This window comes from Exiguobacterium oxidotolerans JCM 12280 (assembly GCF_000702625.1).
In the GTDB taxonomy this organism is placed as follows: domain Bacteria; phylum Bacillota; class Bacilli; order Exiguobacteriales; family Exiguobacteriaceae; genus Exiguobacterium_A; species Exiguobacterium_A oxidotolerans.
In genome coordinates this window covers 1-23,042 of record NZ_JNIS01000001.1, presented here as the reverse complement: position 1 = coordinate 23,042, position 23,042 = coordinate 1, and the positions used below count along the sequence as shown (strand labels likewise).

29 protein-coding genes and 1 pseudogene are annotated in these 23,042 nt (G+C 48.5%); 15 read left to right on the top strand and 15 right to left on the bottom strand.

The genetic code is table 11. The features are described from left to right. Nucleotides 1-27 precede the first annotated feature (27 nt). Nucleotides 28-570, top strand: a complete 543-nt coding sequence (locus tag P403_RS0100150; RefSeq protein WP_029329969.1) for an NADPH-dependent FMN reductase — start codon at nt 28-30, stop codon at nt 568-570. Nucleotides 571-713: 143 nt separating this feature from the next. Here the strand turns inward: P403_RS0100150 and P403_RS0100145 are convergent, their stop codons facing one another. After that, a complete protein-coding gene (locus P403_RS0100145) occupies nt 714-2,009 on the bottom strand; it encodes a globin-coupled sensor protein (protein ID WP_029329967.1) in 1,296 nt (431 codons plus the stop codon). Between the two features lie 225 nt (nt 2,010-2,234). Here P403_RS0100145 and P403_RS0100140 point away from each other — a divergent pair, with 225 nt between their 5' ends. Together P403_RS0100140 and P403_RS0100135 are read left to right on the top strand one after the other, a co-directional pair. Continuing rightward, nucleotides 2,235-2,879: a hypothetical protein gene (locus P403_RS0100140; protein ID WP_029329965.1), complete on the top strand. Its 645-nt coding sequence runs from the start codon at nt 2,235-2,237 to the stop codon at nt 2,877-2,879. Nucleotides 2,880-3,109: 230 nt separating this feature from the next. Further along, a complete protein-coding gene (locus P403_RS0100135) occupies nt 3,110-3,967 on the top strand; it encodes a LysR family transcriptional regulator (protein ID WP_029329963.1) in 858 nt (285 codons plus the stop codon). 83 nt (nt 3,968-4,050) lie between these two features. Here the strand turns inward: P403_RS0100135 and P403_RS0100130 are convergent, their stop codons facing one another. The 3 genes from P403_RS0100130 to P403_RS0100120 form a co-directional block, all read right to left on the bottom strand. Further along, complete coding sequence (locus tag P403_RS0100130; protein WP_029329962.1) at nt 4,051-4,425, bottom strand: YciI family protein; 375 nt, start codon at nt 4,423-4,425, stop codon at nt 4,051-4,053. A gap of 232 nt (nt 4,426-4,657) precedes the next feature. Next, nucleotides 4,658-5,122: a GNAT family N-acetyltransferase gene (locus P403_RS0100125; protein WP_029329960.1), complete on the bottom strand. Its 465-nt coding sequence runs from the start codon at nt 5,120-5,122 to the stop codon at nt 4,658-4,660. 13 nt (nt 5,123-5,135) lie between these two features. Then, nucleotides 5,136-5,573 carry an NUDIX domain-containing protein gene (locus P403_RS0100120; protein ID WP_029329958.1) on the bottom strand — a complete coding sequence of 146 codons (438 nt, stop codon included), beginning with the start codon at nt 5,571-5,573 and terminating at the stop codon, nt 5,136-5,138. 221 nt (nt 5,574-5,794) lie between these two features. Here P403_RS0100120 and P403_RS0100115 point away from each other — a divergent pair, with 221 nt between their 5' ends. The 3 genes from P403_RS0100115 to P403_RS0100105 all read left to right on the top strand — a co-directional run bounded on the left by P403_RS0100115 (nt 5,795) and on the right by P403_RS0100105 (nt 7,904). Next, nucleotides 5,795-6,478, top strand: a complete 684-nt coding sequence (locus P403_RS0100115) for an ABC transporter permease (RefSeq protein ID WP_029329956.1) — start codon at nt 5,795-5,797, stop codon at nt 6,476-6,478. 2 nt (nt 6,479-6,480) lie between these two features. Further along, complete coding sequence (locus tag P403_RS0100110) at nt 6,481-7,383, top strand: ABC transporter ATP-binding protein (protein WP_029329954.1); 903 nt, start codon at nt 6,481-6,483, stop codon at nt 7,381-7,383. A gap of 110 nt (nt 7,384-7,493) precedes the next feature. Further along, entirely contained in the window at nt 7,494-7,904 is a 411-nt protein-coding gene (locus tag P403_RS0100105) for a hypothetical protein (protein ID WP_029329952.1), read from the top strand. Nucleotides 7,905-8,397: 493 nt separating this feature from the next. Here P403_RS0100105 and P403_RS0100100 read toward each other — a convergent pair whose 3' ends face one another. The 3 genes from P403_RS0100100 to P403_RS0100090 form a co-directional block, all read right to left on the bottom strand. Beyond that, on the bottom strand, nt 8,398-8,904 hold the full coding sequence (locus tag P403_RS0100100) for a GNAT family N-acetyltransferase (protein ID WP_029329950.1): 507 nt from the start codon (nt 8,902-8,904) through the stop codon (nt 8,398-8,400). Nucleotides 8,905-8,916: 12 nt separating this feature from the next. Beyond that, on the bottom strand, nt 8,917-9,159 hold the full coding sequence (locus tag P403_RS0100095; RefSeq protein WP_029329945.1) for a hypothetical protein: 243 nt from the start codon (nt 9,157-9,159) through the stop codon (nt 8,917-8,919). A gap of 234 nt (nt 9,160-9,393) precedes the next feature. Then, nucleotides 9,394-9,573 carry a hypothetical protein gene (locus P403_RS0100090; protein ID WP_029329944.1) on the bottom strand — a complete coding sequence of 60 codons (180 nt, stop codon included), beginning with the start codon at nt 9,571-9,573 and terminating at the stop codon, nt 9,394-9,396. Between the two features lie 76 nt (nt 9,574-9,649). Here P403_RS0100090 and P403_RS0100085 point away from each other — a divergent pair, with 76 nt between their 5' ends. Both P403_RS0100085 and P403_RS0100080 read left to right on the top strand, forming a co-directional pair. Further along, the gene (locus P403_RS0100085; protein WP_235195143.1) at nt 9,650-10,180 is read left to right on the top strand and encodes a hypothetical protein; all 531 of its coding nucleotides are present in this window, start codon (nt 9,650-9,652) and stop codon (nt 10,178-10,180) included. A 16-nt stretch (nt 10,181-10,196) separates the two neighbouring features. Then, a complete protein-coding gene (locus P403_RS0100080) occupies nt 10,197-10,682 on the top strand; it encodes an NUDIX hydrolase (protein ID WP_029329941.1) in 486 nt (161 codons plus the stop codon). 4 nt (nt 10,683-10,686) lie between these two features. Here the strand turns inward: P403_RS0100080 and P403_RS0100075 are convergent, their stop codons facing one another. Next, a complete protein-coding gene (locus P403_RS0100075; protein ID WP_051667249.1) occupies nt 10,687-11,334 on the bottom strand; it encodes a hypothetical protein in 648 nt (215 codons plus the stop codon). Between the two features lie 90 nt (nt 11,335-11,424). On the opposite strand from P403_RS0100075, the gene P403_RS0100070 reads away from it, so the two are divergent. After that, nucleotides 11,425-11,721, top strand: a complete 297-nt coding sequence (locus P403_RS0100070) for a hypothetical protein (RefSeq protein ID WP_029329937.1) — start codon at nt 11,425-11,427, stop codon at nt 11,719-11,721. A gap of 22 nt (nt 11,722-11,743) precedes the next feature. Beyond that, a complete protein-coding gene (locus P403_RS0100065) occupies nt 11,744-12,610 on the top strand; it encodes an NAD-dependent epimerase/dehydratase family protein (protein ID WP_029329935.1) in 867 nt (288 codons plus the stop codon). Between the two features lie 42 nt (nt 12,611-12,652). Here the strand turns inward: P403_RS0100065 and P403_RS0100060 are convergent, their stop codons facing one another. The 3 genes from P403_RS0100060 to P403_RS0100050 are packed head-to-tail and all read right to left on the bottom strand — an operon-like array spanning nt 12,653 to nt 14,324. After that, entirely contained in the window at nt 12,653-13,543 is an 891-nt protein-coding gene (locus tag P403_RS0100060) for a hypothetical protein (RefSeq protein ID WP_029329934.1), read from the bottom strand. A 45-nt stretch (nt 13,544-13,588) separates the two neighbouring features. Next, on the bottom strand, nt 13,589-13,936 hold the full coding sequence (locus P403_RS0100055; RefSeq protein ID WP_029329933.1) for a DUF3147 family protein: 348 nt from the start codon (nt 13,934-13,936) through the stop codon (nt 13,589-13,591). Then, nucleotides 13,917-14,324: a MarR family winged helix-turn-helix transcriptional regulator gene (locus P403_RS0100050; protein WP_029329931.1), complete on the bottom strand. Its 408-nt coding sequence runs from the start codon at nt 14,322-14,324 to the stop codon at nt 13,917-13,919. The genes P403_RS0100055 and P403_RS0100050 overlap by 20 nt, the downstream gene beginning before the upstream one ends. 105 nt (nt 14,325-14,429) lie before the next feature. On the opposite strand from P403_RS0100050, the gene P403_RS0100045 reads away from it, so the two are divergent. After that, a complete protein-coding gene (locus P403_RS0100045) occupies nt 14,430-14,798 on the top strand; it encodes a hypothetical protein (protein WP_029329929.1) in 369 nt (122 codons plus the stop codon). A gap of 4 nt (nt 14,799-14,802) precedes the next feature. On the opposite strand, the gene P403_RS0100040 is transcribed toward P403_RS0100045, so the two are convergent. Both P403_RS0100040 and P403_RS0100035 read right to left on the bottom strand, forming a co-directional pair. Then, nucleotides 14,803-15,231, bottom strand: a complete 429-nt coding sequence (locus tag P403_RS0100040) for a DUF4362 domain-containing protein (protein ID WP_029329928.1) — start codon at nt 15,229-15,231, stop codon at nt 14,803-14,805. Nucleotides 15,232-15,280: 49 nt separating this feature from the next. Next, complete coding sequence (locus P403_RS0100035) at nt 15,281-15,916, bottom strand: hypothetical protein (protein WP_029329926.1); 636 nt, start codon at nt 15,914-15,916, stop codon at nt 15,281-15,283. 122 nt (nt 15,917-16,038) lie between these two features. Here P403_RS0100035 and P403_RS0100030 point away from each other — a divergent pair, with 122 nt between their 5' ends. The 3 genes from P403_RS0100030 (at nt 16,039) to P403_RS0100020 (ending at nt 18,796) form a co-directional block, all read left to right on the top strand. After that, on the top strand, nt 16,039-16,806 hold the full coding sequence (locus tag P403_RS0100030; RefSeq protein ID WP_029329925.1) for an SDR family NAD(P)-dependent oxidoreductase: 768 nt from the start codon (nt 16,039-16,041) through the stop codon (nt 16,804-16,806). 79 nt (nt 16,807-16,885) lie between these two features. Continuing rightward, nucleotides 16,886-17,743: an SDR family NAD(P)-dependent oxidoreductase gene (locus P403_RS0100025; protein WP_051667247.1), complete on the top strand. Its 858-nt coding sequence runs from the start codon at nt 16,886-16,888 to the stop codon at nt 17,741-17,743. 6 nt (nt 17,744-17,749) lie between these two features. Continuing rightward, the gene (locus P403_RS0100020; RefSeq protein ID WP_029329922.1) at nt 17,750-18,796 is read left to right on the top strand and encodes a phosphotransferase; all 1,047 of its coding nucleotides are present in this window, start codon (nt 17,750-17,752) and stop codon (nt 18,794-18,796) included. 313 nt (nt 18,797-19,109) lie between these two features. Here the strand turns inward: P403_RS0100020 and P403_RS0100015 are convergent, their stop codons facing one another. Then, nucleotides 19,110-20,177, bottom strand: coding sequence for a hypothetical protein (locus P403_RS0100015; RefSeq protein ID WP_235195142.1), 1,068 nt, complete (start codon nt 20,175-20,177; stop codon nt 19,110-19,112). Between the two features lie 189 nt (nt 20,178-20,366). Here P403_RS0100015 and P403_RS0100010 point away from each other — a divergent pair, with 189 nt between their 5' ends. Continuing rightward, complete coding sequence (locus P403_RS0100010) at nt 20,367-21,782, top strand: NAD-dependent succinate-semialdehyde dehydrogenase (RefSeq protein WP_029329917.1); 1,416 nt, start codon at nt 20,367-20,369, stop codon at nt 21,780-21,782. Between the two features lie 303 nt (nt 21,783-22,085). Here P403_RS0100010 and P403_RS16550 read toward each other — a convergent pair. After that, nucleotides 22,086-23,042 (bottom strand): annotated as a pseudogene (locus tag P403_RS16550) (sodium:proton antiporter); the annotation flags it as partial.

Here is a 23,042-nt window from a genome sequence, read left to right as displayed (position 1 = left end):
ACACTACTTTAAGAGGAGGAAACGAACATGGCACACTTAAACATCGGCATCATCTTAGGCTCAACACGGGAAGGACGTTTAAGTCCGCAGGTAGGCAACTGGGTCAAACAACTGTCCGACCGACGCGGCGACGCCAACTATACGATCATTGACATCGCGGAGTACAAATTGCCGCTACTTGGTGAAAAGGACGGCGACGCAACAGGAGCAGCCGCTTGGTCCGAGGCAATTGCGGCGCAGGATGGGTTTATCTTCATCACCCAGGAGTACAACCACTCAATCTCTGCCTCGTTAAAAAATGCCCTTGATTACCTCCGGATCGAGTGGCACAACAAAGCGGCAGGCATCGTCTCCTACGGTTCAGTCGGCGGTGCGCGGGCGGCAGAACATTTACGCGGCATCTTAGGTGAATTGATGATTGCCGATGTCCGCGTCCACCCCGCTTTGTCGTTGTTCACGGATTTTGAAAATGGAGCTGTGTTAAAGGCAGCCTCCGTCCAGGAAACTTCCGTGAACCAGATGCTTGACCAGGTCATCCCGTGGGCGACGGCCTTAAAAACGATTCGCTGAGCACCGCGTCGTGGTGAAACACTTACGCAAGCGCACTAAAAAAGTGACTCCGGAACGATACCGAAGTCACCTGATTGCTACTCTTTTATAAACGTAAGGCGCAGTTCCGCAACGGGAGCTACGCCTTTTTAGTTAGCAGCACGTCATAACGTCGTCGCGACGTCCTGGAGGTCATCTGCTGTCTCGGCAATCGATTCTGCGACGGTCCGCATTCCTTCGATTGTCCCGGCGACATCTTGGGTGTCGTTCGACAAATCGACGAGTTGTTTTGAGACATGAATCGTCTGATTCGAAATCATCGTGAAGGCCGAGACGACACGCGCCATTTCATTCGTCGTCTGCGTGACTGATTGTTCCGTCCCCTCCATCTGACCCGAAACCGTCATCATCTTCGACGTGATTTCTTGCGCGATATCGGACGCTTCCGCTGCCGATCGTTTACTTTCTTCTGCTAATTTGCGGATTTCTTGGGCGACGACGGTAAAGCCGCGTCCCATCTCGCCGGCGCGTGCCGCTTCGATTGAAGCATTCAGACTTAATAAATTCGTCTGATCGGAAATTGCCGTTACCATCGCGGCGATCCGCTCGATTTCTTGCGACAGGAACGCAAGCTGGGCGACCTGTTCCGTTGTCGCTTTCATGTCGCTGACGACGTCTTCGAACCGTTTCGTTTCCGCTTCGACCAATTTGACGCCGTCTTCCGCTTCTTTGACGGCCTCTGCCAACTGGCTTGAGATTTGTTCCGTCGTCATCGAGACGTTGTTCGCGTGCCGCTCCATCTCTTGGAAACTTGCTGACGACTCTTCACTCATCGCCGCCAGTTCTTCGGTTGATTTTTGGACGGCGGCACCGACACGTTGTTTCGTCTCCAGCACACCTTGACGTTCCTCGTCGACAGTCGCTTCATACATCGTCAAAACGATTTGTTGCTCCAGATTGAATAACTTTCCGACAGAATGTAAGATTTTCATCTTTTCAAGTTCCGGCCATGCACATTGCTTAACCTGGTCGTTGAATACATTCAGGACGTTTTGGAAAGCCGCGATGTACCATTTGTTTTGTAAGCCGATCTGAACATGACGGTGCGCAATCCGTTGCCGGACTTCGATATAGGCATCTGTAATTTTCCCCTCGAACATTTGCAGGATGTGGGTCGCGAGCGTCCCTTTTAACCGCTCGAGTGTTGAATGCTGTTCAATCAGTTGTTTCAGTTCCGGCACACGGACGAGTTCTGCATAAAAGGCATCGACCATCTGTGGCATCCAGTCTTTGACGTCATCACGGATGACCCGGACGTTTTGTAAATCCTCGACCGTTAAATCAATCAGTCGGAGTTGTTTCGCTAAATCGACTCCGAGCTCAAGCTGAACGTGGTTTGCTTCTTGTTCTCGCTCTGCTTCGAAGTGATTTGCTGTTGGTTTCTTAGACAACCATTTCATAATGTTTCCTCCCTGGTTTCATCTCAAGTAGAATATCGGTCAGCCGATGACCGATTTGAAGCCGGAATCTTGTTTTTATTTACAAATTATCCTCTTATGATCCAAATTTAAATTTCAATTCGATTTGCGATGATGAACGAACCTTACGATTTTGTTAGTTCACGGACTTCTATGGAACTGATAAACTAAAACCATGTTTTTTTACATTATAAGGGAGACTCCGATATGCGAAAGACCACCCATTCACTTCAACCTGTATTGACGGAAGATGAAAAAATCATCCGACTGATTCAAGGACTCCACCACATACACCCGACACCTATGAAAGCCGCCCACTATCAAAAACTGGCGGCACATCTTCCATATCCTTCGCTTGAGGAACTCGAGCAACGTTTTGGTTCCTGGACCAACCTGTTACAACAAGCAGGGATCATCACGGAAACAGAACTTAACGCGTTCGAGCGCCATACGTTGAATCGTCCTCGGACCGGGACGGCTTCAAAAATACGCTGGACGATCGAACAAAGTATCGCCCATTACGTCGAGACGCACGGTACCCGCGTAACGATTAAACGTTACTCTGAATTACGGATGATAGAACGCCGCATGGTCAGTGCCAATACGATCATCCGCCATTACGGGACGTGGAAAAATGCATTAGCCCAGTTCAAATTGACGTCGAACGGCTGCTTTTCGGACGCGGATTGCCTCGACGGCTTACGACGCGCCCACGACGCGCTCGGTGACCGGATGACGAGTCAGACCTATGCCGTCTGGGCACGTGAACAACACGCACCCTCACTGACGTTGTTGATTGAACGCTTTTCAAGTTGGCGCGAAGCTGTCCGCTACTATGAAATGCAGCGTTAAGCCTGATTTTTCATAAGTCGGACACCACAAAAAGTACACTCCCCCGAACTGTTTACGGGGAGTGTCTTTTTCATTTCACATGTGCCACTGCAACATCGGTACTGTCATCGCTGTCATCTCCTCTATATCTTCTTAACAGAATATACATTTTTGAGCGAATTGATTGTTGTCACGAGCGGTTCTGCTGTATCGTCAATCACAGTGAACGACGAAGAAAGCGTGGGATTGTCATGAAAACAGAATGGTTAGAAGCGTTTCAGATGACGGCTGAGACAAAAAGTTTGACGAAGGCGAGTGAACTGTTACATTTGACACAACCGGCACTCAGTAAACAGATTAAAAGTCTAGAACACTATCTCGGCACTACTGTCTTCCACCGCTCGGCGACGGGTGTTGCTTTGACCCCGGCCGGTGAAATCGTCTATGCGCAAGCCTTACAGATTTTGTCGCAACTGAGCGACATGCAGCGGCAAATCGACCAATTGCAGGGGCAGGTTACGTTCACACTCGGGTCATGGCCGAGTGTCGCGATGTCCTACTTGCCACAACACTTAGCGCTCCATCCGTCGGCAAATGGTCCGGAACTTAAAATCAAGACGGCCCATACGTACGTCGAGTTGATGGCAGGACTCGAGCAACACCATTACGACGGCGTCCTGCTCGACGACCGACAAATCGATCATCCGTATCCGTCGACGCATCTCTATACGGAACAATTTTTACTCTATTTCCACCGTGAAGATGAACGGTTTACGGGATGCGACGACGTCCGGTTCGACCAAATCGAGGCCGCTTCGTTTCTGTCGTTACCGACCGACTGCGACTCGACGAACATCTTAAAGGCGGCGTTCCAGGAGCGCGGTGCCACTTATACGGCTGCTTCCGAAATGGAGTTCGGGTCAAGCGTGCTCGGCTTCATCCGCGCTAAGCTCGGGATTGCCATCTTACCGGAGATTTTCCAGGACGGACTTCCCCCGGAAATCCGGACATTGCCGATTACAGGGTTCGATGTCAAACGCGAATTGTCGCTCGTGACGCGTGACGCGACACATCACAAGACCTTACTCGGTTTGATTGGTCATAACTAAAACGGATAATCCGCTATCCAAAAACAAAGCTCGAGTTCCCTTGTGTTTCGGAATCTCGAGCTTTGTTTCATGTAACTCCTTTATCATGACGCAGGCGTGACATCCAGCAGCGGTCGGACTTCCATCCGCCAGCCGTACTGTTCCGCTTCCGCAATCTGAGTCGTCGGGTGGAGCAGCGCCAATTCGACGGCTTGTTCCAAATCATCCGCTTCAAAAATGATCAGGCTGCCAATCTGTTCCGAATTATGCCGATCCGGTCCATCCTGCCGCTCAATCTGACCACCTGATAAACTGGCCCGTTTCGTGTCCGCCCCCGGATGCCACTCCTGCACGACACGCGTCTGTTTAAAAAACTGTTCCAACGGTCGATTACAGCGTTCCATGACGGCATCGAGTTCTTCTTGCGAAGACTGATCCATCTTTTCTGCATCGTAGTAGCCGATGAATAGAAAGTACATCCAATCCCTCCTCATGAAAAAGTCTTCCGTGGTCTATCGCTTGTTAAAAAAATACCCTGATTTCAGTTAACTTACTCGCTTAAATTCCATTTTTTACACAAAAACACCTTGTCTTCTCATTGAAGACAAGGTGCAATTTAGTAATCGGTATTCTTGCGTAACGGATTCAAGGCGAAAATGATTGATGGAAATGCCAAGAAAACCATTCAAATCTGAACCAATCTTTCTTTCGTTAATCGAGCGACTTCGCGACGACCTGCCGCGTTTTTTCAAAACCGATTCGTTCGTAGAACACCTCGACCCCATCGTTACTCATCCAGTAATCGAGTTCAACCTTATGTATTCCTTGCTCGCGTGCCCGCCGTTCAATGTCTTCGAGCAACAGCCGACCGTAGCCATTCTGCTGTTTCGTATCCATGATACAGAGGTGATGGACACGGACTTTCGCGTCTGCATACTTAAATGCACTCTCAGCACGTCTGACGTACTCAATCCACGCGTAACCGATTGCTTCATCCTCCACTTCGAGGACAAGGAACTGATACAGCGCTTCCGCGGCGATGTTCGTAAAAAAAGCACGGACGGCATCGACGTCGTACGGCTTAAAATGATGCGGTTGCTGACGCACATGCGGCTCATGGACGTACCGGTTGAGTCGGGCGAGGATGTCGACATCCGTTGTTTCGATGATTCGCATCGCTTTCCCTCCGTTAATGTGTAATTTGCCCGTTAAAGATATACGGCACCGTTTGTTGTTTCGTCAAGATGTGTTCATACTCCGGCTCGAGCCGCATGTAGCGGACGGCGTCCGGAATCGAAACCCATGTGATGTCTTCGATTTCATCCGGGAAGACGGTCCCGATGACACCACCGACGATTTCCGCCGTGAAAAAAAAGAACAGGCAGTGTTCGTCGACTTGCGGGAAAAAGGCTTCACTGACGTGTAACAGGTCCCCGACTTCGACGTCAAAACCGGTCTCTTCCTTCGCTTCGCGAATCGCGGCTTCCGGTAAGGTCTCCCCTGCTTCGACCGTCCCGCCCGGTAACGTGTAGTACGAATACGACGGGCCGATGTTTTTGACCATCAACAGCTGATCCCGCGTCTCATTGAATAAGACGTTATAGACGATATTTTTCCGTACAGTCATTCCATACTCCCCCCATGAACAGATGGTATTTTTTAACTTACTTACTATAACATATTCCATTTTAAAAGCAGTATGTAGTTTTGGAAAAATGAAAAGTGGTAATTTATCCCTAATGATTAATGCTTATGATACACTTATTCCAGATGAAATCAGGATATTACTTTTACATAATATACTCACACATCTTGTCCCCACTAAACCTTACTTAGAAGGAGCAAACTATGATTCCAATCATTCGAAATGAATTTTTCCAGACGATTAAAAGTTTTAAGTCCGTCGCAATCGTCCTATTTTTTACGTTAACCTCCTTTTTGACTGCCACTTATCTTGCCAATCATCCAGAACTGTTAGGAGATGGAGGCAATGACTCTGCCTATACATCAAGTATCAAGTTTTTAATTTTCTTTTTAGGTTTTCTGTTCGTCTTCGCCGTCTCGCATGACATCGTGAATCGAGAACTCGATGATCAAACGATTCGCCTGCTCGTCAGCAAAACGTCCCGTTTCAACATCATCGCTGGTAAGTTTCTAGGATCTTTTTTGTTTTGGGTTTGTTCGATTTCCATCAGTTTTTTTGTTGTAACACTCTATGCCAAGTCCACATTTTTTCTTGATTACCTGATCGTCATCACAGTCCTGTTCTTCATTACTTGCTTAAACGTCTTGTTGTCGACAGTTCTGACTCGGCCGGGCATGACGATGTTCTTCGGAATTCTATTGGGTATTCTCTGTCCCGTCCTCGGGTTTTGGGCTGCTTTTTCGAACAACTGGTACTTACTGCCCTTTAAGTATCTTTTACCGTATTATTATGTCGTTGAATCGGGCGGGTATCTCATTGTTCCATTTTTACTTGGTTTACTGTTTCTCACAGTGGCATACTTTATGTTTTACAGAAAGGATTTGTAACGATGGTAGCAATTGAAGTCCGTGACTTACATAAGCAGTATGCGACAAAGGATGTCTTGAAAGGAATTCAACTCCGCGTCAAGCAAGGGGAAATTTTTGGTTTTTTAGGTCGAAATGGCGCCGGCAAGTCGACGTTCATTCATATCTTGACCGGTATCACCCAACCGACGCGTGGTTCGTTTACGATTTTAGGGGAATCGCATCACAATATGGATGCAATTAAAATGAAAATCGGGGTCATGCCGGATACGTCAAACCTCTATCAACACATGAAGGCACTTGATTTTTTGAAGTACATGGCGGCACTTAAAGGTGATAGTAGAAATGCGACCGAGTTAAAAAAGTTACTTGAACAAGTCGGGTTGCCGAATGTTGCCAGACAAAAAATCAAATCATTTTCATTCGGAATGAAAAAGAAAATCAGTATTGCCCAAGCTCTGCTCGGCAACCCGGAACTCCTTTTCCTCGACGAACCGACGTCTGGTCTTGATCCAGAATCCGCCATCGAAATTCAGCAGCTGATCATCTCGTTAAAGGACCAAGGCAAGACAATTTTTCTGACGTCTCATAATTTAACGGAAATCGAAAAGATGTGTGATACCGTCGCCATCATGACAAATGGTTTGATTGCGAAAATCGGGACAATCGCACAATTAAAACGCGCGGCGAACGAGACAATTCGTGTCCACCTCCGGACCAGTCCGTCACTTGACACCTCGATTTTACAGCAACACAACATACAGGACATCCAATTCGTCACAGAAGAAAAAGGAGTCTCAGTCATCGAGGTGAAAGAGGAAGAAGCCATCCCACTCTTGATTGAGCAATTGACGGCAGCGCAAATTAAAGTCTACGAAGTCAACATGCAAGTCAAGTCGTTAGAAGATGTTTTCATGGCGGTGTAAATGAAAAGTCCATTCTAATTCTTTTAATCATCCTCAGAACATCACACTTTGCTTTTAGTCATTAGAATAATATGTAGGCTGCTTAAAAACGTTCTATAAGGAGGATTGTCATGCTAAACAAATTCATTGCCGTCGTGCTGACATCAGTTCTCGTAACAGGTGTCTTGACCTATTGGTACTATACCCCGATGTCAGAACGAGCAAGCGATACGATGTATGAATCAACAAGCGGAGTATTTATCTTTTATTTGTTTTTTGTGTTTCCGATTATCTTGGTCGCTGGATTATTGACTGATTTCGTCGTCGGAAACCGATTCAAAGTCATTTCTTCCACTTGGCGTTCACTGATTGTACAAGCTGTTTTGTATGTACTATCAGGCGTCGCATTCGGGATGATTCTGATTTTTGTGTTTTCGAAAGGTGATATTGCCATTTCGGGTTCTCTGACGATTACCGGGTCTGTAGCCTTGCTCTACTTCATCATATCTCGACTAACCGAACGAACTAGGCGTCTTGCATAAGACAAGGAGGTTTTCGTATCTTCAACAAACTGATCGCCGCCGGACTGACGTCAATCGTAACATCGGGTCTGTTGACTCTGATTTTGTCCATCTACGCATTTTTCCAAGATCTCGGCGAAGATGTCTATTTTTCAGCCGTTGATCTTTTTTAATCTACACCGTTTATTCGTTTCCAATAATTTTAATTTCAGGACTTATGGTTGGCTTACTTATAAAACGAATCCTTTCGTTCTTCCCGACTAGTCGGAACACTTTTTTCATATCAGCTGTTCTCTATGGTTTGTCCGGCAGTTTCATTGCTCTCGTCCTCCTGCTGTCCAACCATGAGGGCAACTATACATTAAGCGACCTCTATTTTTTGTTGCTCGCCATTTTGCTTGCCGGGTCATCGGCTTTCTGTTATTTTTGGATATCTTATCAGTTGCAACGAAAGCGACCGCTTACTCCCCCTAAAAAATGACTCCGCTCAATGGGGAAATTCGCTAAAAACACCTTACCGTCTCCAGCTGTAATGCATCAACTGTATCCGTTGACCGTTGAACGCCACTTCTTCTTTCTTGTCTACGCGCTTAAATCCGTTGTGCGTCAAGATTTTTTGCGAAGCGATGTTTGCATCCGTCGTTTTGGCCTCGACTTCATCAATGTCGTATTCCCGGCATTGTCCAAGTAGCAAGCGGACGGCTTCTTTTGCGATTCCTTTTCCCGCATGGACTTGTCCAATCCGGTAGCCGAGTTGAGCAGTTTTTTCGATTTGATTCCGGTCGACCAGATTGATCCGCCCGAGAATCGTTCCGGCTTCGTCCTTGATCAGGTAAAAGAACGAACTGCCGTCTTGCTGTTCCTGCAGGAGCGCCGCGTGCCGTTCCTTAAACGTCTCCGGCAAATAATAGGCGTCGCCCCGTGAAGGGATTGATTGTTCAAAAAAGAGACGGTTATCGATTTCAAAGGCATATAGTGCTTCTGTGTCTTTCACGGTACAGCTCGATAATTGGACGTTCATCTTTTCCCCTCCTCATCTCAAGAATTGTTGCAACAAAAACACGAGCAGCCACAGTAACAGGAGCCCCGTTGTATTGACGGCGATGGTTTTAGACAACGGATCTTTCGACGTGTTCCGGAAACTGAACACGTACAGGACGAACATCGTCACGTACAGGACAGAAAACCACTGCGTGATTATAAAAAGGAGCATTCCGGTAATCGTTACGTTTGTCGCCAGGCGGTTTTGTTGTCGGTTTTCGATTCTTGTAAACATCTAGTATCCTCCGTTCAGCATCATCTCGCTTTTTCCTTAAGTACATTATCCCTCGTTAAAAAATCCAATTATTCCTTCCTATTCCGATATTTTCTAATTATAATCATATAGAATGCCGTTCCTCATCCTCGCTTAAATCAGGAACATTCATGTTCACTAAACGAAAAGCGACTGATTTAGTCCGTGGCTGTTGTGACATCCCGTTTGCTAACAAAAAAGACACAGCACTAGATATTACTGTGTCTTCGATGACTTTTGCTTTTTTCCGACAAATACTATCGCACACACTAGGAAAAGAGTCCCTAAACCAGCACCGACGAGCATCGCGGCGTCAAACAGGTTACTCAGTCCAAGTCCCCCCATGATAGCGGCAGCATACAGCAGGAGAAACATGACTGTATAATTTTTCTTCAATTTGCATCAACCTCCTATATCGCTAGTATACTCGGACATTCATTCATTTGAATACACATAGCCTCAAGAAATGGACGTGATTCCAGTTTTTTACCGCAAAATCATTGCCGGATCGCTTACAGGCTCACTATATGCAATCGTACTTGGACTGTTCGTTCCGGATCCGAGTGCTGATATCGGTTATTCAATCCTGCGCTATTTCTCTACCGTGATCATCAGTATTCCTGCTTATTTGATGTACAGCTTTCCGGTCATCTTCCTTTATGGTGTGACGACATCGATTTTGAGTGAGACACTCAGCCGATTCATCTACCGTAATCAAACAAAGAATGCAAAAGAAGTCGTTCTTTCCGGCATACTCCATGTGTCGTTTGGTCTCGTTTTTCTTAGCATCAACCCACTTATCGCTTTCCTCAGCGTGATCGCTGCCGTCCTGTTCTTTACGGTTGATTGTTATTTACGAAGAAGACAAGCGACGTACCGATGGACGCAGGCATTGATGAGTCTTGAAATACCGCTTGCCGTCTGGATCCTGTTCTTGGGAACCGACTATCTTATAGGTCTGTTCCAATCCTTGATCACCCTCTTGCAGCATACTATCAACTGAAAAGGAGTCGTTACATATGTCAGTAACTACCTGCCATCGCGCATTTGGCGTCTATGGCCTGCTCGTAAAAGACCATCAATTATTAGTCATCAACAAAAATGGCGGTCCGTACATTAATCGCTATGATCTCCCGGGAGGCAGCCTCGAAGCGGGCGAAGTGTTAGCCGATGCGATGCGTCGCGAGTTCCGCGAGGAGACGGGGCTCGAAATCGAAATCCTCCAAAACATCGGCGTGATTGACTTTAAACTGCCGTGGCTTTGGCGAAGTTTCACCGACGTCCACCACATCGCCGTCTACTACACCGTCAAGGCAATCGGCGGTGCCATTACTGTTCCGGAGCAATTCGACGGACAGGATTCGCTCGGGGCTGTCTGGGTCTCGGAACAGGACGTGACGCCTGACAATGCATCACCGCTCGTCCTCAAAGCCTTTGACTGGATCCGGTCGGCGCAGTTAGGGATTGAGGCAGAAACGTATGATGCCTGGACTGTTTTGAAGTAATGTTTTAAAACACTGCTTGCAATTCTTCCCCACCTTCAAATACCTCACCATCTTCATCCACATATTCGACTTGAATTTTGCCATGCGAGAGGTAGTTGTTTGACTGCAGTGTTGTACTCAAGTTGTTTAAGCGCTTTTTGTCAGTCGTTTGTTGCTTTCGGTGAAGGGTGATCCTGATTGTCGGTTGAAGTTTCGTATCACGATAATCCACCTCGGCACCCGGCTGAAGATTTAACGCCATCACGCTTTCTTCATCAAAATGGACAAGATAATCAGCATCGTTCCCGAACACCGCTCCAACTGACGGCTGGATGACCGCGACCACGTCGGCTGTCCACTGTTCTACGTAATAGGTATCCACAACTTTGTTTGTCGACTGATCGAGATAGACTAAAAACTCAATGCCTGTTTTGCGATCGATGACTTGCGCCGCGTAATCAAATGCTACATGATTCCCCATGTTATCAAAGTAGACGTCTACAACTTCGGCCTCTTCATAATGTTGTTCTAGATAAGCTTCTGCTTGGCGTTTGACGATTTTTTCTTGCTCCGCGTCTGGTTGCATCGACCGGATGAAGAAAACTCCGAGTATTATAGTAGTTCCGAGAATTAATCCAAAACCGAATAACATCCCTTTTACGAATCGACTCATCTGTCTCCTCCTGTAGTGAGCGTCCTATCCATACGGAGCAAAATTTATCGTGATGCCAATTAATATATGAAGAAAGTGTAGGTGGAATCCATGAGATACAAAATCCGGTTCTTATTGGTCAGTTGCCTGACGTCATTCGTTTTATGCGCCTGTTCGGCAGACGACGCCTATGTCATCGTCGACATACAAGGAGACCAGATCTCTTTAGGACCGGACGAACAGGACCCGGACGCCTCCTATGCGTTGACGGAAGTCACGGTTGACCGGAAGACACGGATTTATGGCGAGCGGGACAACCAATCTGCCTTAACGAAAGATGACGTCATCCGATTCGAATTCAGGAAGGATCAGGAGCCGGTTGTCGAAACGATTGAGCACGGCAATTAACGATAGAAAGAAGGTCATTTTCATGGATATCAAAGGAAAACGGATTCTCGTCACCGGGATCAGCGGGACACTTGGCCCACGGGTCGCCCGCCGTTTTATAGAAGAAGCAATTGAAGTCCGCGGACTCGTTCGAAGCGAAGGACAAGCCGACCGTTGCAAACAACTCGGGATCACGCCCGCGTTCGGTGACTTGACGGACGCCGCAGCGCTTGAAACAGCGATGCAGGACATCGACATCGTCGTCCACTGTGCTGCTTATCTCGGCGACGACATCAAACTTGCCGTAGCAGCGAACGTCACCGGAGTCGAACACCTCGCGGCTGCCGCGCTTGACGCGTGCGCCTTGTTCCTCCACATCTCGACGACTTCCGTTTACGGCGAACCGGCGGGCGGTCTCATAACGGAAGCGACGCCACTGAGCGACGATCATCACGCACCGTACATTCAAACGAAAGTGCGGTCGGAACGGATTTTACAACGGTATGCGGCTGACGGGCTTGACGTCATCATCCTCCGTCCCGGTGCGATCTGCGCCGAAGAAAACTCTTACTGGGGCGACCGGCAAGTCAAACGGATGCAGGAAACAGAAGTCGTCACGTGGGTCCATCCGGATGATGTCGTCAACTGGGTCCACGCCGATAATCTGGCAGAGATGGTTCACCTTGCCGTCCGGCGCGCAACACCGGGAGACGTCTATCATGCGGTCGACGCCAACATCCCGGAGACCGAATTTCGGATGCAACTGATAAAGGCGTCCGGTAAACCTTATCAGATGCCGGACCGACCGGTCGAACGTCCCCTCTATACAACGGATAAAATCAAGACGCTCGGCTACACACCTGTCCGCTCGTTTTCGGACACGATGCAACGATTGATTGAGTCGTTTTGAACGTATATATGACAGAAATACCGAAAGACACCTTGACGCGAATTAATCAGGCGTGACGGCACTTGAGTTCCGCTCTTTGCTTGTATCTACACACAGTAACGCCTGCTCGAACTCGACGCGCATGTTGTTGAAGAACAAGAATACGCGCCGACCTGCGACCGTTTTCTTGAAATGACACAACTCCTGAAAAAACGGAGACTCAATCAAATGAAGAAAATCAGAAATCATCTGCTCAGAAGCGTCACGGAGATTGATTTCCATATCGTGATGCTTCAATTTGTACCCTTTTCGAAACCACCGTTTTGTCGGACGCGGAATGAGTGTATAGGACACGCCGTAACTTTGGATAAACCGTTCATACTGACGCTGATTTGCTTTACTGCACGAGATGACGAATTCCTGCATCTTTAGTTCCTTCACCAATTGCGGTAAGGCGGACGGGACACCATCGACGGCATATGGCAAATCAATCGTCACCCAGTTTGCTTCCGGATCGATTCCGTATGTTTCTTCCACTTGCAAATCAATTGAATCGGGACTCAGGAATTCAGCGCCTTGACTGAAATAAAAGTCCTCGACCACTGTTTGTCTATTCCCCATCGTTCCTTCAAGCCGTTCGCCCGCCGGCTCCGACGTCCAATACGACCGCATGTAAGGATTGTAGAGAAATTGCAGTCCGTCTTCCGTGTAACAGCCGAGTGGCAACATCGACTGGTGCAACGTATGTAAGTCAGGCAACGCATCCGGCGTAATTTCCTGTTCAAACGTCGTGTAGTCGGTCACGAACACGGGACCGCTGAAACGGGTAAACAGTTGCGTCCGCAGGATCTGCTCCAGTTGCCGGGCAGTCAGATTTTCAAATGTGACGCGTTTGAACGGCAATTCTTGCATCCGAATGTGACTGAATTTATGTTGCGGGATAAAAAAAAGCATCTTCTTTTTGAGACATCGTTTCGCTCCTGTTCTGTGACGGTTATTTTAGAATCGGCCAATAAAAAATCCGACTTGCTGCTGGATCGTCCAAAAAATCCACCAACATCCACTCGCCAGTAACACACTGATGAATATGGACACCCCTTGATTGAGTAATATGTATAAAATCAGCACCAGAAAAAATGTTGCCGGCAAACCATAGAGTACACTTTTAACGAACATCGTCACTTCCGTTTTAGATTGCCCTTGTTGAACTAGCCAAATCATACTGAGTAGGCTGACGATCGGAAGTGCCGCAATCACACCACCGTATGTCACCGAACGGCGTGCCACTTCTGTCACGATTCCGATGACGACTGCGCTTGAAAACACCTTAATCAGAAAAGCAGTCATCTGCCGCCTCCCGAAGTAACCGAAATGCCTGCTGAATCGACTGTTGATCGTCAGCCGATAACTGATGGAGTACGTGCGCGACACGATCGACGTCAAGTTCTGTATGTGTCCGAACTGCGTGTAACCCTTCATTCGTTAAACTCACATGAACCACCCGTTGATCGTCAGAAGAACGATTTTTTTCGATGTAACCGAGTTGTTCCAGCTTTTTAATATGTTCCGACGCCGTATTCGGTGAAAGGGCAAATTTTTCAGCGACCTGTTTAACCGTAATCGGTGCCGTCATCTGGATCATCTGCAAAATACGAACGCTTTGATGTGACAAATTTTCTTTCCATTGCGGATGAAGATGGTAATAGAGTCTAGCAAAATCTTTATGAATCGTCATCGTTATCCCCCTTACATATATCGTACAAACCGATTATATCGTAAGTAACGATATATATAAAGTGTTCGATCAATCACCCACCCTGAAGAAACGAGGTATCACTTTATGAAACGTATCCTTTCACTTGCCCTCGCTGCCAGTCTCCTCCCGTTAAGCGGCTGTTCCGACGATACGACACGTGTTTCGACGACTGATACAATCGCAGCAGAAGCCCGTCAAAACAAAGATGCCGACTTAATCCGAATCAAGGATCGTGTTTACCGGCTATCCGGTGCACCCGTGACGCTTACACAGGCAGACGTCAAATCGTTTGCGACCGTCACGAAACAAGCGACCGCAGACGAGCCCTTAGCAGAAGGGATGGCGACAGACTGGTCGGCAGGAACGAAACTGTACCGGGGCGACACGACTGGTATTCTCTACATTTTTGAAAAAAATCAAGCGTACTTGTATGAAGCGATTCCGGAAGGCTGATTCATTATTCAAGCTCTGCTGCTGTCGCTTCGAGTAACGGATGATCTTCTCCTTCGGCACAATCCGTCAACAGATAGACGTGCGTTTCGTCTGTTTGGTCTTTTTTCAACGTCTGACAGCTTTCCCCGTCCCGGTCGTCCGCCTCGTTCCCGAACTCATCCTGCGACGAGTCGAGTGAATAACTGAACTGTTTTCCGTCATACGTGACGTCCTGAAAAATCGGGTCACCTTCTGTCGTATAGGAAGTGATCCGGATGCTGTCCTCGCCTTTTTGATCGACTTGATTCAAAAATGTCTGGAACCGCTCCACATTCTCACGACTTGGCGTCGTTACAATATCACCATTTTCGATTGCTTGTTCAATCGGATAACTTTTTCCACATCCGACAAGAACGACTACCAAAACAAGACCTACCCATCGTTGCTTCACCATTTGTCTGCCTCCTACCATAATAAGCTGTCACCACGCACAGTACCGTGCGTTAATTTCCTGGATGACGCCGCAACTGTTGCCGTAGTATATCGACGTCTGCCTGTTTAAATAATGTCTCATCCTGTTCCCCGTACCGTACGAGATGATAGAGCACCGGATCAACTGTCAGCCCGATCCGCTCTAACCATTCCTTCATCGTCTCTTCCGGTCGACGCCTAGATGTAGCGGGAAGCTGCTGGTCAAACATCTGAATCAATCGACGGATTTCAGAGGCATTGTTTGATTGGTAAGAATGTGTATCATTACTCGGCGACGTTGACAGTTTTGGTAGGATGTTCAGTTCCTCTTCAAAAGAGGTCTCACCACTTTGTTTTTCCGTTCGTTTGTTCCGTTTCCTCTTCAACACAGACGCCAGTAAAATCAACAGCCCGATCGTCACGATGGCGCCGACTGAAGCGAGTGCTTTCGGAAATGTCACATCAACGAAATGAGGCATCGGACCAGCGGGAAAAGGTTTCCCCCTCAAATCTGGTGAGCCGAGTGGCTTACGTGGTTTGATGTCGTACTTAAACGCATAGTCAGCCGGTTCATGAATATATGTCGTGTAGAGATACTGACCGAAGACTTGAAAAGAGGCTGCTAAAAAACAAACGACCAAAATAGCTATCCCTACTTTCCGTTTCATCTCACCCCTCCTTTTTTCCCAAATAATAACATTAAAATTAAGTGCTTACAGCATTTTTCTTTCTTTTCAGTCAATTTAGACGTACAGTAAAGACAGACTTTTTTAAGATAGGATGTGGCTAGATGTACTTACCGACATTTCGACTTGATCAAACAACTGCCCTCGTGACCGGAGCCGGACGCGGCATCGGACGGGCACTTGCCATCGGGATGGCAGAAGCTGGTGCTGACGTCATCCTCGTCGCCCGGACGGAAGCTGATTTACAAGAGACGGCAAGCCGGATTGAAGCACTCGGTCGACAGGCGTTTGTCCTGACGTGTGACGTGACGGACCGCACGCAAGTCATCGCGACGGTCGAAAAAGCCTATACGTTCGTCGACCGGATTGATACGCTTGTCAACAACGCCGGGATGAACATCCGCTCGAAAGCGCTCGACGTCACGGAAGACGAATGGGAGACGATTCAACAGACGAACTTGAAGTCGGCCTTCCTGTTTTCACAGGAAGTCGGACGCCGGATGCAGGACACGGGTGGCAACATCATTAACATCGCCTCGGTCGCAGGTCACGTCGCTTTACGGACCGGTGTCGTCTATGCGACGACGAAGGCGGCCTTGATTCAGATGACGAAAGTCCTCGCCCTCGAATGGGGTCCGAAAAATATCCGCGTCAATGCGATTGGTCCGTGGTATTTCAAGACGCCGCTGACGGAACCGTTACTGGCGGATCCCGCCTACTTAAAGGACATCGTCGACGTGACACCGCTCGGACGGGTCGGTGAACTGACGGAACTCGTCGGTCCGACCGTCTTTCTTGCGTCGGACGCCGGATCATACATCACCGGTCAGACATTGTTTGTCGACGGTGGGATGACGATTAAAGGGTTTTAAGGACAACGAAGCAACAGGGACTTCCGAGCGTCATGGAGAGTCCCTGTTTGATGTATTACATATTCGATTGGAGGACTTCATGACAGCATGGATTGGAAAAATCGCAGTCGTCACCGGTGCGTCACGCGGCGCCGGACGCGGGATTGCTTACGAACTCGGACAAGCCGGGGCAACGGTTTATGTGACCGGGCGCAGTACACAGAACGGGACGACCGACAATCGTCCGGAAACGATTGAAGAGACGGCCGCCGGTGTCACGGCTCGTGGTGGTATTGGCATTTCGGTCCGCTGCGACCATACGGATCCGGATGATGTCGCCCGATTGTTTCAACAGATTCACGATCAGCACGGTCGGATTGATTTGCTCGTCAACAGTGTGTTCGGCGGTTCGGAAGCCTCGCTTCCTTCCGGACAGGGCAAGCGGTTTTGGGAACGACCGCCGGAGCACTGGGACGCGATGATGGTCGCCGGACCGAAAGCCTATCTGCTGACGACACGGGCGGCTGTTCCGTTGCTTGAACAAAGTCCGGCTGCATTGATCGTCAATTTGACGTCGTTCAGTCCGAATCAAGCGGCGGGCAACTTGTATTATGATTTGGCGATGCAGTCGATCAACCGGACGACGTTTGTCATGGGGCAGGAACTTCGGGAGAGTCACATCGCTGTTATTGCGCTGTGTCCCGGTTTCATGCGGACGGAACGGGTCGTGGACGCAGGATTCAGCAGTGATGCAACCGAAACCACCGCTTACGTCGGACGGGCAGTCGTCGCACTTGCCCAGGACCCGGATATCCTGCAACGGACCAGCCAAGCCTTATTCGTCTCGGACCTCGCACGCGACTACGGCTTTACAGATCAAGATGGAACGCAACCGGCATCGTTTCATCTTTCCGATGAACATTCCACATCTGCACCAATTGTCCGCAGAAAGGACTAAGCATGTATGTATCCAAAAAGCGATTACCCCTTGATCGAACAGGCAGTCAAAAGTTTCGGTCTCATGTTTCACTCATTGAAAGTCGCCCCTAACTCATTAACGACACATGGCAAACATGGCGATAAACACTACAAAATCTCGATTGATGGACTTTTCTATTCGATTCGCCTGTTACCGGAAAAGCGTTATGCCGAATCCGCCTTGTCCCGATCCACACCGGATCTACTTACGGAACAGTTACGATATAGCGACTATCTGCGGGCAAATGGCATCCCGTTCATGAAACGCGTACAACCGATACATGAGGGGCTTTTCACGACAGTCCAGGATCCGACCGGACAGAAGTGGACATGTTGTCTGTTTCACTGGATGGCCGGACACCATGTGACAGCTAATACGATGCATTCCGCTGCTCAAATTGGAACACTAGCCCGTCAATTGCATGATTTGTCACGCAACTATCAGGCGTTTCACTTTCCATTCGTCGACCATACGGTGGCCTATCAGCGTTGGTTCCATGATTTGCAAGAGCTTTCGTTTTCATCGATGCCGGAATCAGTCCGGGATTCGTTTCAGGAGTATCTGAGTCTTGCGCACCAACATATTGACGTTGCGAAACATAGAAACCATTTTTCTACTCAACCGGTCATCTCGACCGACTTGAATTCGCTCAACTTCTTATGGAATCCGAATCAAAAAATCGTCGGAATTGTCGACCATGAACATATCGGCGCAACGGACCGCGTGCAAGATTTAGCCTGGCTGATCAAATGGTATGCCCGGACGGAGAGTATTGAATCGCATGATGTGTCCGGTCATCTCGCTAAATCATTACTGGCCCACTACAACTCCCCAACCGTGCTCGTGCCGAAAGATAATGCGCGACTGGCTTCGTTGCTGTGGCTCTCGGGCTGCTTCAATTTACATTTCGTCGAACAGACGACACATTTAATGCAGGAAGCAGGACAAGATTCAGAACTGTACAATTCGCTGCAACTTCACTTTGAGACATACCGTCTTCGGGGTGAGCGACTGACCGGTCTGCTAAGCTAAAAAAAGAAACAAGTCACAGGACTTGTTTCTTCAGTGTGTAGACAAACTTTGAACATGCGATATCGAGAGGCAATTCGTTTGCGCTTCCCTGTCTCGCCTCGTCTTCAAAGCGGCAATCCTGGATTTCCCTCATCGTATTCACTAAAAAAGCGTCACGTTTCGTTGACTCCTACGGGGTAAAGTGCGTTTATAACGCACTTTCAGAGGCAGGCAAGACCCTGCTCGTTGTCCGTCAGGATCAAGGAGCAACGGCTTGCGCCTCGCCCGAGGAAAGCAACGAAAACAGACGCTTGATTTCCCGATAGCGCGTTCTTCACAACACACGGAACGGTCTGACACTATCGGATTTTTTCAAGCGGTATTCCGCAATCGGCTTAAAGTGACGGTTCAATGTCTTCACCCGGAATTCGGCTGTTTTCGTGATTTCTTCGAGGACATGATACGTTTTTGTCTTGGCATCATACGCATAGTCGACCAAATCATGTTTACCATCATATAAGACACGGACTTGTTTCGTCTTATGATTGATTTCATACATTCGGTCCTGATTGAAGATTAATTCAGTATCCTTTGAAAGGATTTGCGTTTTCTCGACCCCGCCCTTGACGTACTGGTTCGTCGTCATCGTTTTCGTCACGTGCTGTTTCTTGACGTCATAAGACAGAATCGTCAATTTTTCATCGTTTTCGGGAGAGATGCCGTAAATTTTCAGCTGTGAGCCGTCCTGACGGATTTGATCAGCCTGTAGTAACTGCTTGAACGTCTTCTGATGAAGAGACTTGAAAGATGTGGTATCAAACGTATGTAGTGTGATGGCATAATCGTTTCCCTTCATATGGTCCGCTAAGACGTACAATTTCCCACCCGTCACGATTAACTCTTTCCCGAATCCGGTATACCGCTTGGTTGTTCCGATTTTCTTGAAATCCAGCGAATATTTTGTCAGTGAAAATTGATTGAAGCCCGAGATACTCATCGCGTAAAACGCATTTTTGTATTTTTTAATCCGCATCGGGGCCGGTGCGACCGGTTTGACTGTCCCTTTACTATTTTTTAAATCGACGACCTGATCCGTCTCAGCACTGTACATTAAGTCATCGTTCAAATGATCGACACTGCCGATTGCATAACGCACTGTCTCGACTCGTTTGCTTCCGACATACGTCTCAACTGTCGTGAGCGGCTGTTGATAACTCGTAGAAACGATTTGATATGTATCGTTTTGTGCTGATACTTGATGACTCCATCCAATCGAAGAACTGACAATCGTTGCTGCGAGCAACAGCTTGTATCCTGTTTGCATTGTTCTGCACCCTTTCCAGACGAACCAGTTTGAAGTTCCGGCACCAGTCGCCAATGGACGACTCGCCTGTCCTTCCATCTAAATCATACCCATTTAATGGGACATGAAAAGTCGCAACCTCATTAAACGGGTCAATCGATTATTTAAAACCTTACTTCCCTCCACTCATTCCATTCCGTTATGCCCCCCCTCCAAAGCGGAAGTACACAAATGCACTTTCCGGGTGTTTAATTAGGGACGTAATGAAAACACACGGAGGTGCAACACATGATTGAAAAAAATGTAGTGAACGGACAATGGTACGAAACAGAACAAACGATTCCGGTCTTTAACCCGGCAACAAAAGAATTACTCGGGCATGTCCCAAGCAGTTCGGCAGATGACGCGTTGCGGGCAGTCGACGCGGCGAGCGATGCCTTCGTCACCTGGTCAAGCTTAACGGCGGATGCGCGTGCCGATAAAATCGATGCCTGGTACCGCTTGATCAATGAACACCGGGACGAAGTCGCTGACATCATGACACGCGAACAAGGGAAACCGTTTGTCGAAGCACTCGGTGAAGTCGATTACGGCAATCAATATGTCCGCTGGTATGCAGAAGAAGCACGCCGGATATACGGGGAAACAATTCCGGCATCAGTTCCGGGTAAACGCCTGTTCGTCGAAAAAGAACCGGTCGGCGTCGTCGCTGCGATCACGCCGTGGAACTTCCCCGCTGCGATGATTACACGAAAACTTGCCCCAGCTCTTGCAGCCGGTTGTACGGTCGTCTTAAAACCGTCGGAAGAAACTCCTTTTACAGCCCTTCGCCTCGTCGAACTTGCTGAAGAAGCAGGCATTCCGGCTGGTGTCATCAACGTCTTGACAGGTGACGCCGCAACAATCAGCGGTGTTTGGCAAGCCGAACGCCGTGTTCGCAAAATCACGTTCACCGGCTCTACTGCCGTCGGTAAATTGATCATGCGCCAAGCAGCCGATACGATGAAAAAACTATCACTCGAACTCGGGGGGCATGCACCGTTCATCGTCACGGAAAACGCCGACATCGATAAAGCCGTGACACAAGCAATCCGCTCGAAATTCCGCAACGGTGGCCAGGCCTGTGTCGCAACGAACCGCTTTTACGTCCAAGCCTCTGTGCTCGATGCCTTCACGGAGAAGTTCGTCGCGGAAGTGAACAAACTAAAAGTCGGGAACGGTCTTGACGCCGATTCAACGATCGGACCCTTGATTAACGCAAAAGCCGTCGAGAAAGTCAAAGCACACATCGACGACGCGGTTGCGAAAGGTGCAACGATCTTAACAGGCGGTACAATCGACGACTCGGTCGGTTACTTCGTCACACCGACAGTTCTCGCGAACGTCACGGAAGACATGATTTGTATGCAGGAAGAAACATTTGGTCCGCTCGCACCAATCTCGGTCTTCGAGACACTTGACGAAGTCATCGAACGGGCAAACAATACACCATACGGACTTGCCGCATATGCGTTTTCTGAACGAATCGATGAAGCGCTCCTGCTCGGTAAAAAACTCGAGTACGGCATCGTCGGCTTGAATGACGGCGCACCGTCTGCTGCCCAAGCACCATTCGGCGGCTACAAAGAAAGTGGACTCGGCCGTGAAGGCGGCGTCTACGGCATCGAGGATTACCTCGAAGTCAAATATTTGTCACTCGGATAAACCCAAAAATCCCGCTTCTGAAACAACAGAGGCGGGATTTTCATCATGTAGACAAACGTTTAAGCAGCGTAAACCTGTTATGTCGAGATACAATCCGTTTGCGCTTCCCTGTCTCGCCTCGTCTTCAAAGCGGCAACCTTCCACGCCCGCTGCAGCTGTGCTACAGGGTCGCGACCGATTGCTCTTCGCTTTGGAAGCGATTCAAGACGGAGCGCGCTTTAAAACGGCTGAAAGAGCATTACACCACTCTCTTGGCGCAAAAAAAGTCCCGCTTCTGAATCATCAGAGGCGGGACTTTTTTAGTTAATCGACATATTCATAGAGAACGACGCTTTCGATGTAGTGGATGAAGCGGCGTAACTCTTTTTCTTTTTCCGAAGAAAGGTCCCCTTCCTTCGACATTTCGGCAATTTCTTGCCGCTGGACTTCGATCGCCCGTAAGCACAGTTCTTCTTTTTGCTGTTCGACGTCGCCCTTACTGCCGACCGGTGACGCCCACTGCGTATGTTTACCGCGGAGGCGGAAGTAATGTCCTTTGACGCTTTGAACGACTTCCGTCGGATACTTGTCACGGCACGTCTCGAGCCGGTCGATGATGTCGCCGATGACATGTTCATAAAGGGCATGTTCCATCTCCGTCAGACGAATCAATTCATCCGGTGACAACGTGAACCGTTTACGTTTTCGCATCAACTTCCGTAACGGCTGATAAAGCCGGACCGTCGATTCGGAATGAATCGCCCGGCGCCGGTGTTCAATCGAGGCAACCGTTTCTTTTTTCAGTAAATCCGGCACGTCATGGTTCTTAAAGAACGCTTTGACGAATTCCGTTTCCCACGCGACGGCTTCAAGGCGCAGTTCCTTTAACTGTTCGTTGTAGACGTTGAGCTCCTGTTCGCTCTTCTCTTCGGCACGTAACAACCGCAACATGACATGGTATTCGTTCAGCAAATCAAACGCGACCGGTGAATTATCGGAATTCGTCGCTTGTTTGACTTCCTGAATCGCCCGTAACATCATTCGTTGTTTTTGGGCATTCAAGTCAAGATCCGTTTGGCTGACCGCACCTTTTGGACTCAATAGCGGTAAGGCAATTGTCGCGAGCACTAACGTAAAGATGATGACGCCCGCTGCGAGGAAGATGATCAACGACCGTTCCGGGAACGCAATCCCGGCGTCCGTCAAAAACGGCAGCGATAACACACCGACCATCGTGATTGTCCCGCGCACGCCGACGAGCGTCGTGATTAAGTCGCGTTT

Coding starts and splice junctions, on each gene's coding strand:
- P403_RS0100150 (WP_029329969.1), top strand. CDS start 28: ATGGCACACTTAAACATCGGCATCATCTTAGGCTCAACACGGGAAGGA.
- P403_RS0100145 (WP_029329967.1), bottom strand. CDS start 2,009: ATGAAATGGTTGTCTAAGAAACCAACAGCAAATCACTTCGAAGCAGAG.
- P403_RS0100140 (WP_029329965.1), top strand. CDS start 2,235: ATGCGAAAGACCACCCATTCACTTCAACCTGTATTGACGGAAGATGAA.
- P403_RS0100135 (WP_029329963.1), top strand. CDS start 3,110: ATGAAAACAGAATGGTTAGAAGCGTTTCAGATGACGGCTGAGACAAAA.
- P403_RS0100130 (WP_029329962.1), bottom strand. CDS start 4,425: ATGTACTTTCTATTCATCGGCTACTACGATGCAGAAAAGATGGATCAG.
- P403_RS0100125 (WP_029329960.1), bottom strand. CDS start 5,122: ATGCGAATCATCGAAACAACGGATGTCGACATCCTCGCCCGACTCAAC.
- P403_RS0100120 (WP_029329958.1), bottom strand. CDS start 5,573: ATGACTGTACGGAAAAATATCGTCTATAACGTCTTATTCAATGAGACG.
- P403_RS0100115 (WP_029329956.1), top strand. CDS start 5,795: ATGATTCCAATCATTCGAAATGAATTTTTCCAGACGATTAAAAGTTTT.
- P403_RS0100110 (WP_029329954.1), top strand. CDS start 6,481: ATGGTAGCAATTGAAGTCCGTGACTTACATAAGCAGTATGCGACAAAG.
- P403_RS0100105 (WP_029329952.1), top strand. CDS start 7,494: ATGCTAAACAAATTCATTGCCGTCGTGCTGACATCAGTTCTCGTAACA.
- P403_RS0100100 (WP_029329950.1), bottom strand. CDS start 8,904: ATGAACGTCCAATTATCGAGCTGTACCGTGAAAGACACAGAAGCACTA.
- P403_RS0100095 (WP_029329945.1), bottom strand. CDS start 9,159: ATGTTTACAAGAATCGAAAACCGACAACAAAACCGCCTGGCGACAAAC.
- P403_RS0100080 (WP_029329941.1), top strand. CDS start 10,197: ATGTCAGTAACTACCTGCCATCGCGCATTTGGCGTCTATGGCCTGCTC.
- P403_RS0100075 (WP_051667249.1), bottom strand. CDS start 11,334: ATGAGTCGATTCGTAAAAGGGATGTTATTCGGTTTTGGATTAATTCTC.
- P403_RS0100070 (WP_029329937.1), top strand. CDS start 11,425: ATGAGATACAAAATCCGGTTCTTATTGGTCAGTTGCCTGACGTCATTC.
- P403_RS0100065 (WP_029329935.1), top strand. CDS start 11,744: ATGGATATCAAAGGAAAACGGATTCTCGTCACCGGGATCAGCGGGACA.
- P403_RS0100060 (WP_029329934.1), bottom strand. CDS start 13,543: ATGCTTTTTTTTATCCCGCAACATAAATTCAGTCACATTCGGATGCAA.
- P403_RS0100055 (WP_029329933.1), bottom strand. CDS start 13,936: ATGACTGCTTTTCTGATTAAGGTGTTTTCAAGCGCAGTCGTCATCGGA.
- P403_RS0100050 (WP_029329931.1), bottom strand. CDS start 14,324: ATGACGATTCATAAAGATTTTGCTAGACTCTATTACCATCTTCATCCG.
- P403_RS0100045 (WP_029329929.1), top strand. CDS start 14,430: ATGAAACGTATCCTTTCACTTGCCCTCGCTGCCAGTCTCCTCCCGTTA.
- P403_RS0100040 (WP_029329928.1), bottom strand. CDS start 15,231: ATGGTGAAGCAACGATGGGTAGGTCTTGTTTTGGTAGTCGTTCTTGTC.
- P403_RS0100035 (WP_029329926.1), bottom strand. CDS start 15,916: ATGAAACGGAAAGTAGGGATAGCTATTTTGGTCGTTTGTTTTTTAGCA.
- P403_RS0100030 (WP_029329925.1), top strand. CDS start 16,039: ATGTACTTACCGACATTTCGACTTGATCAAACAACTGCCCTCGTGACC.
- P403_RS0100025 (WP_051667247.1), top strand. CDS start 16,886: ATGACAGCATGGATTGGAAAAATCGCAGTCGTCACCGGTGCGTCACGC.
- P403_RS0100020 (WP_029329922.1), top strand. CDS start 17,750: ATGTATCCAAAAAGCGATTACCCCTTGATCGAACAGGCAGTCAAAAGT.
- P403_RS0100015 (WP_235195142.1), bottom strand. CDS start 20,177: ATGGAAGGACAGGCGAGTCGTCCATTGGCGACTGGTGCCGGAACTTCA.
- P403_RS0100010 (WP_029329917.1), top strand. CDS start 20,367: ATGATTGAAAAAAATGTAGTGAACGGACAATGGTACGAAACAGAACAA.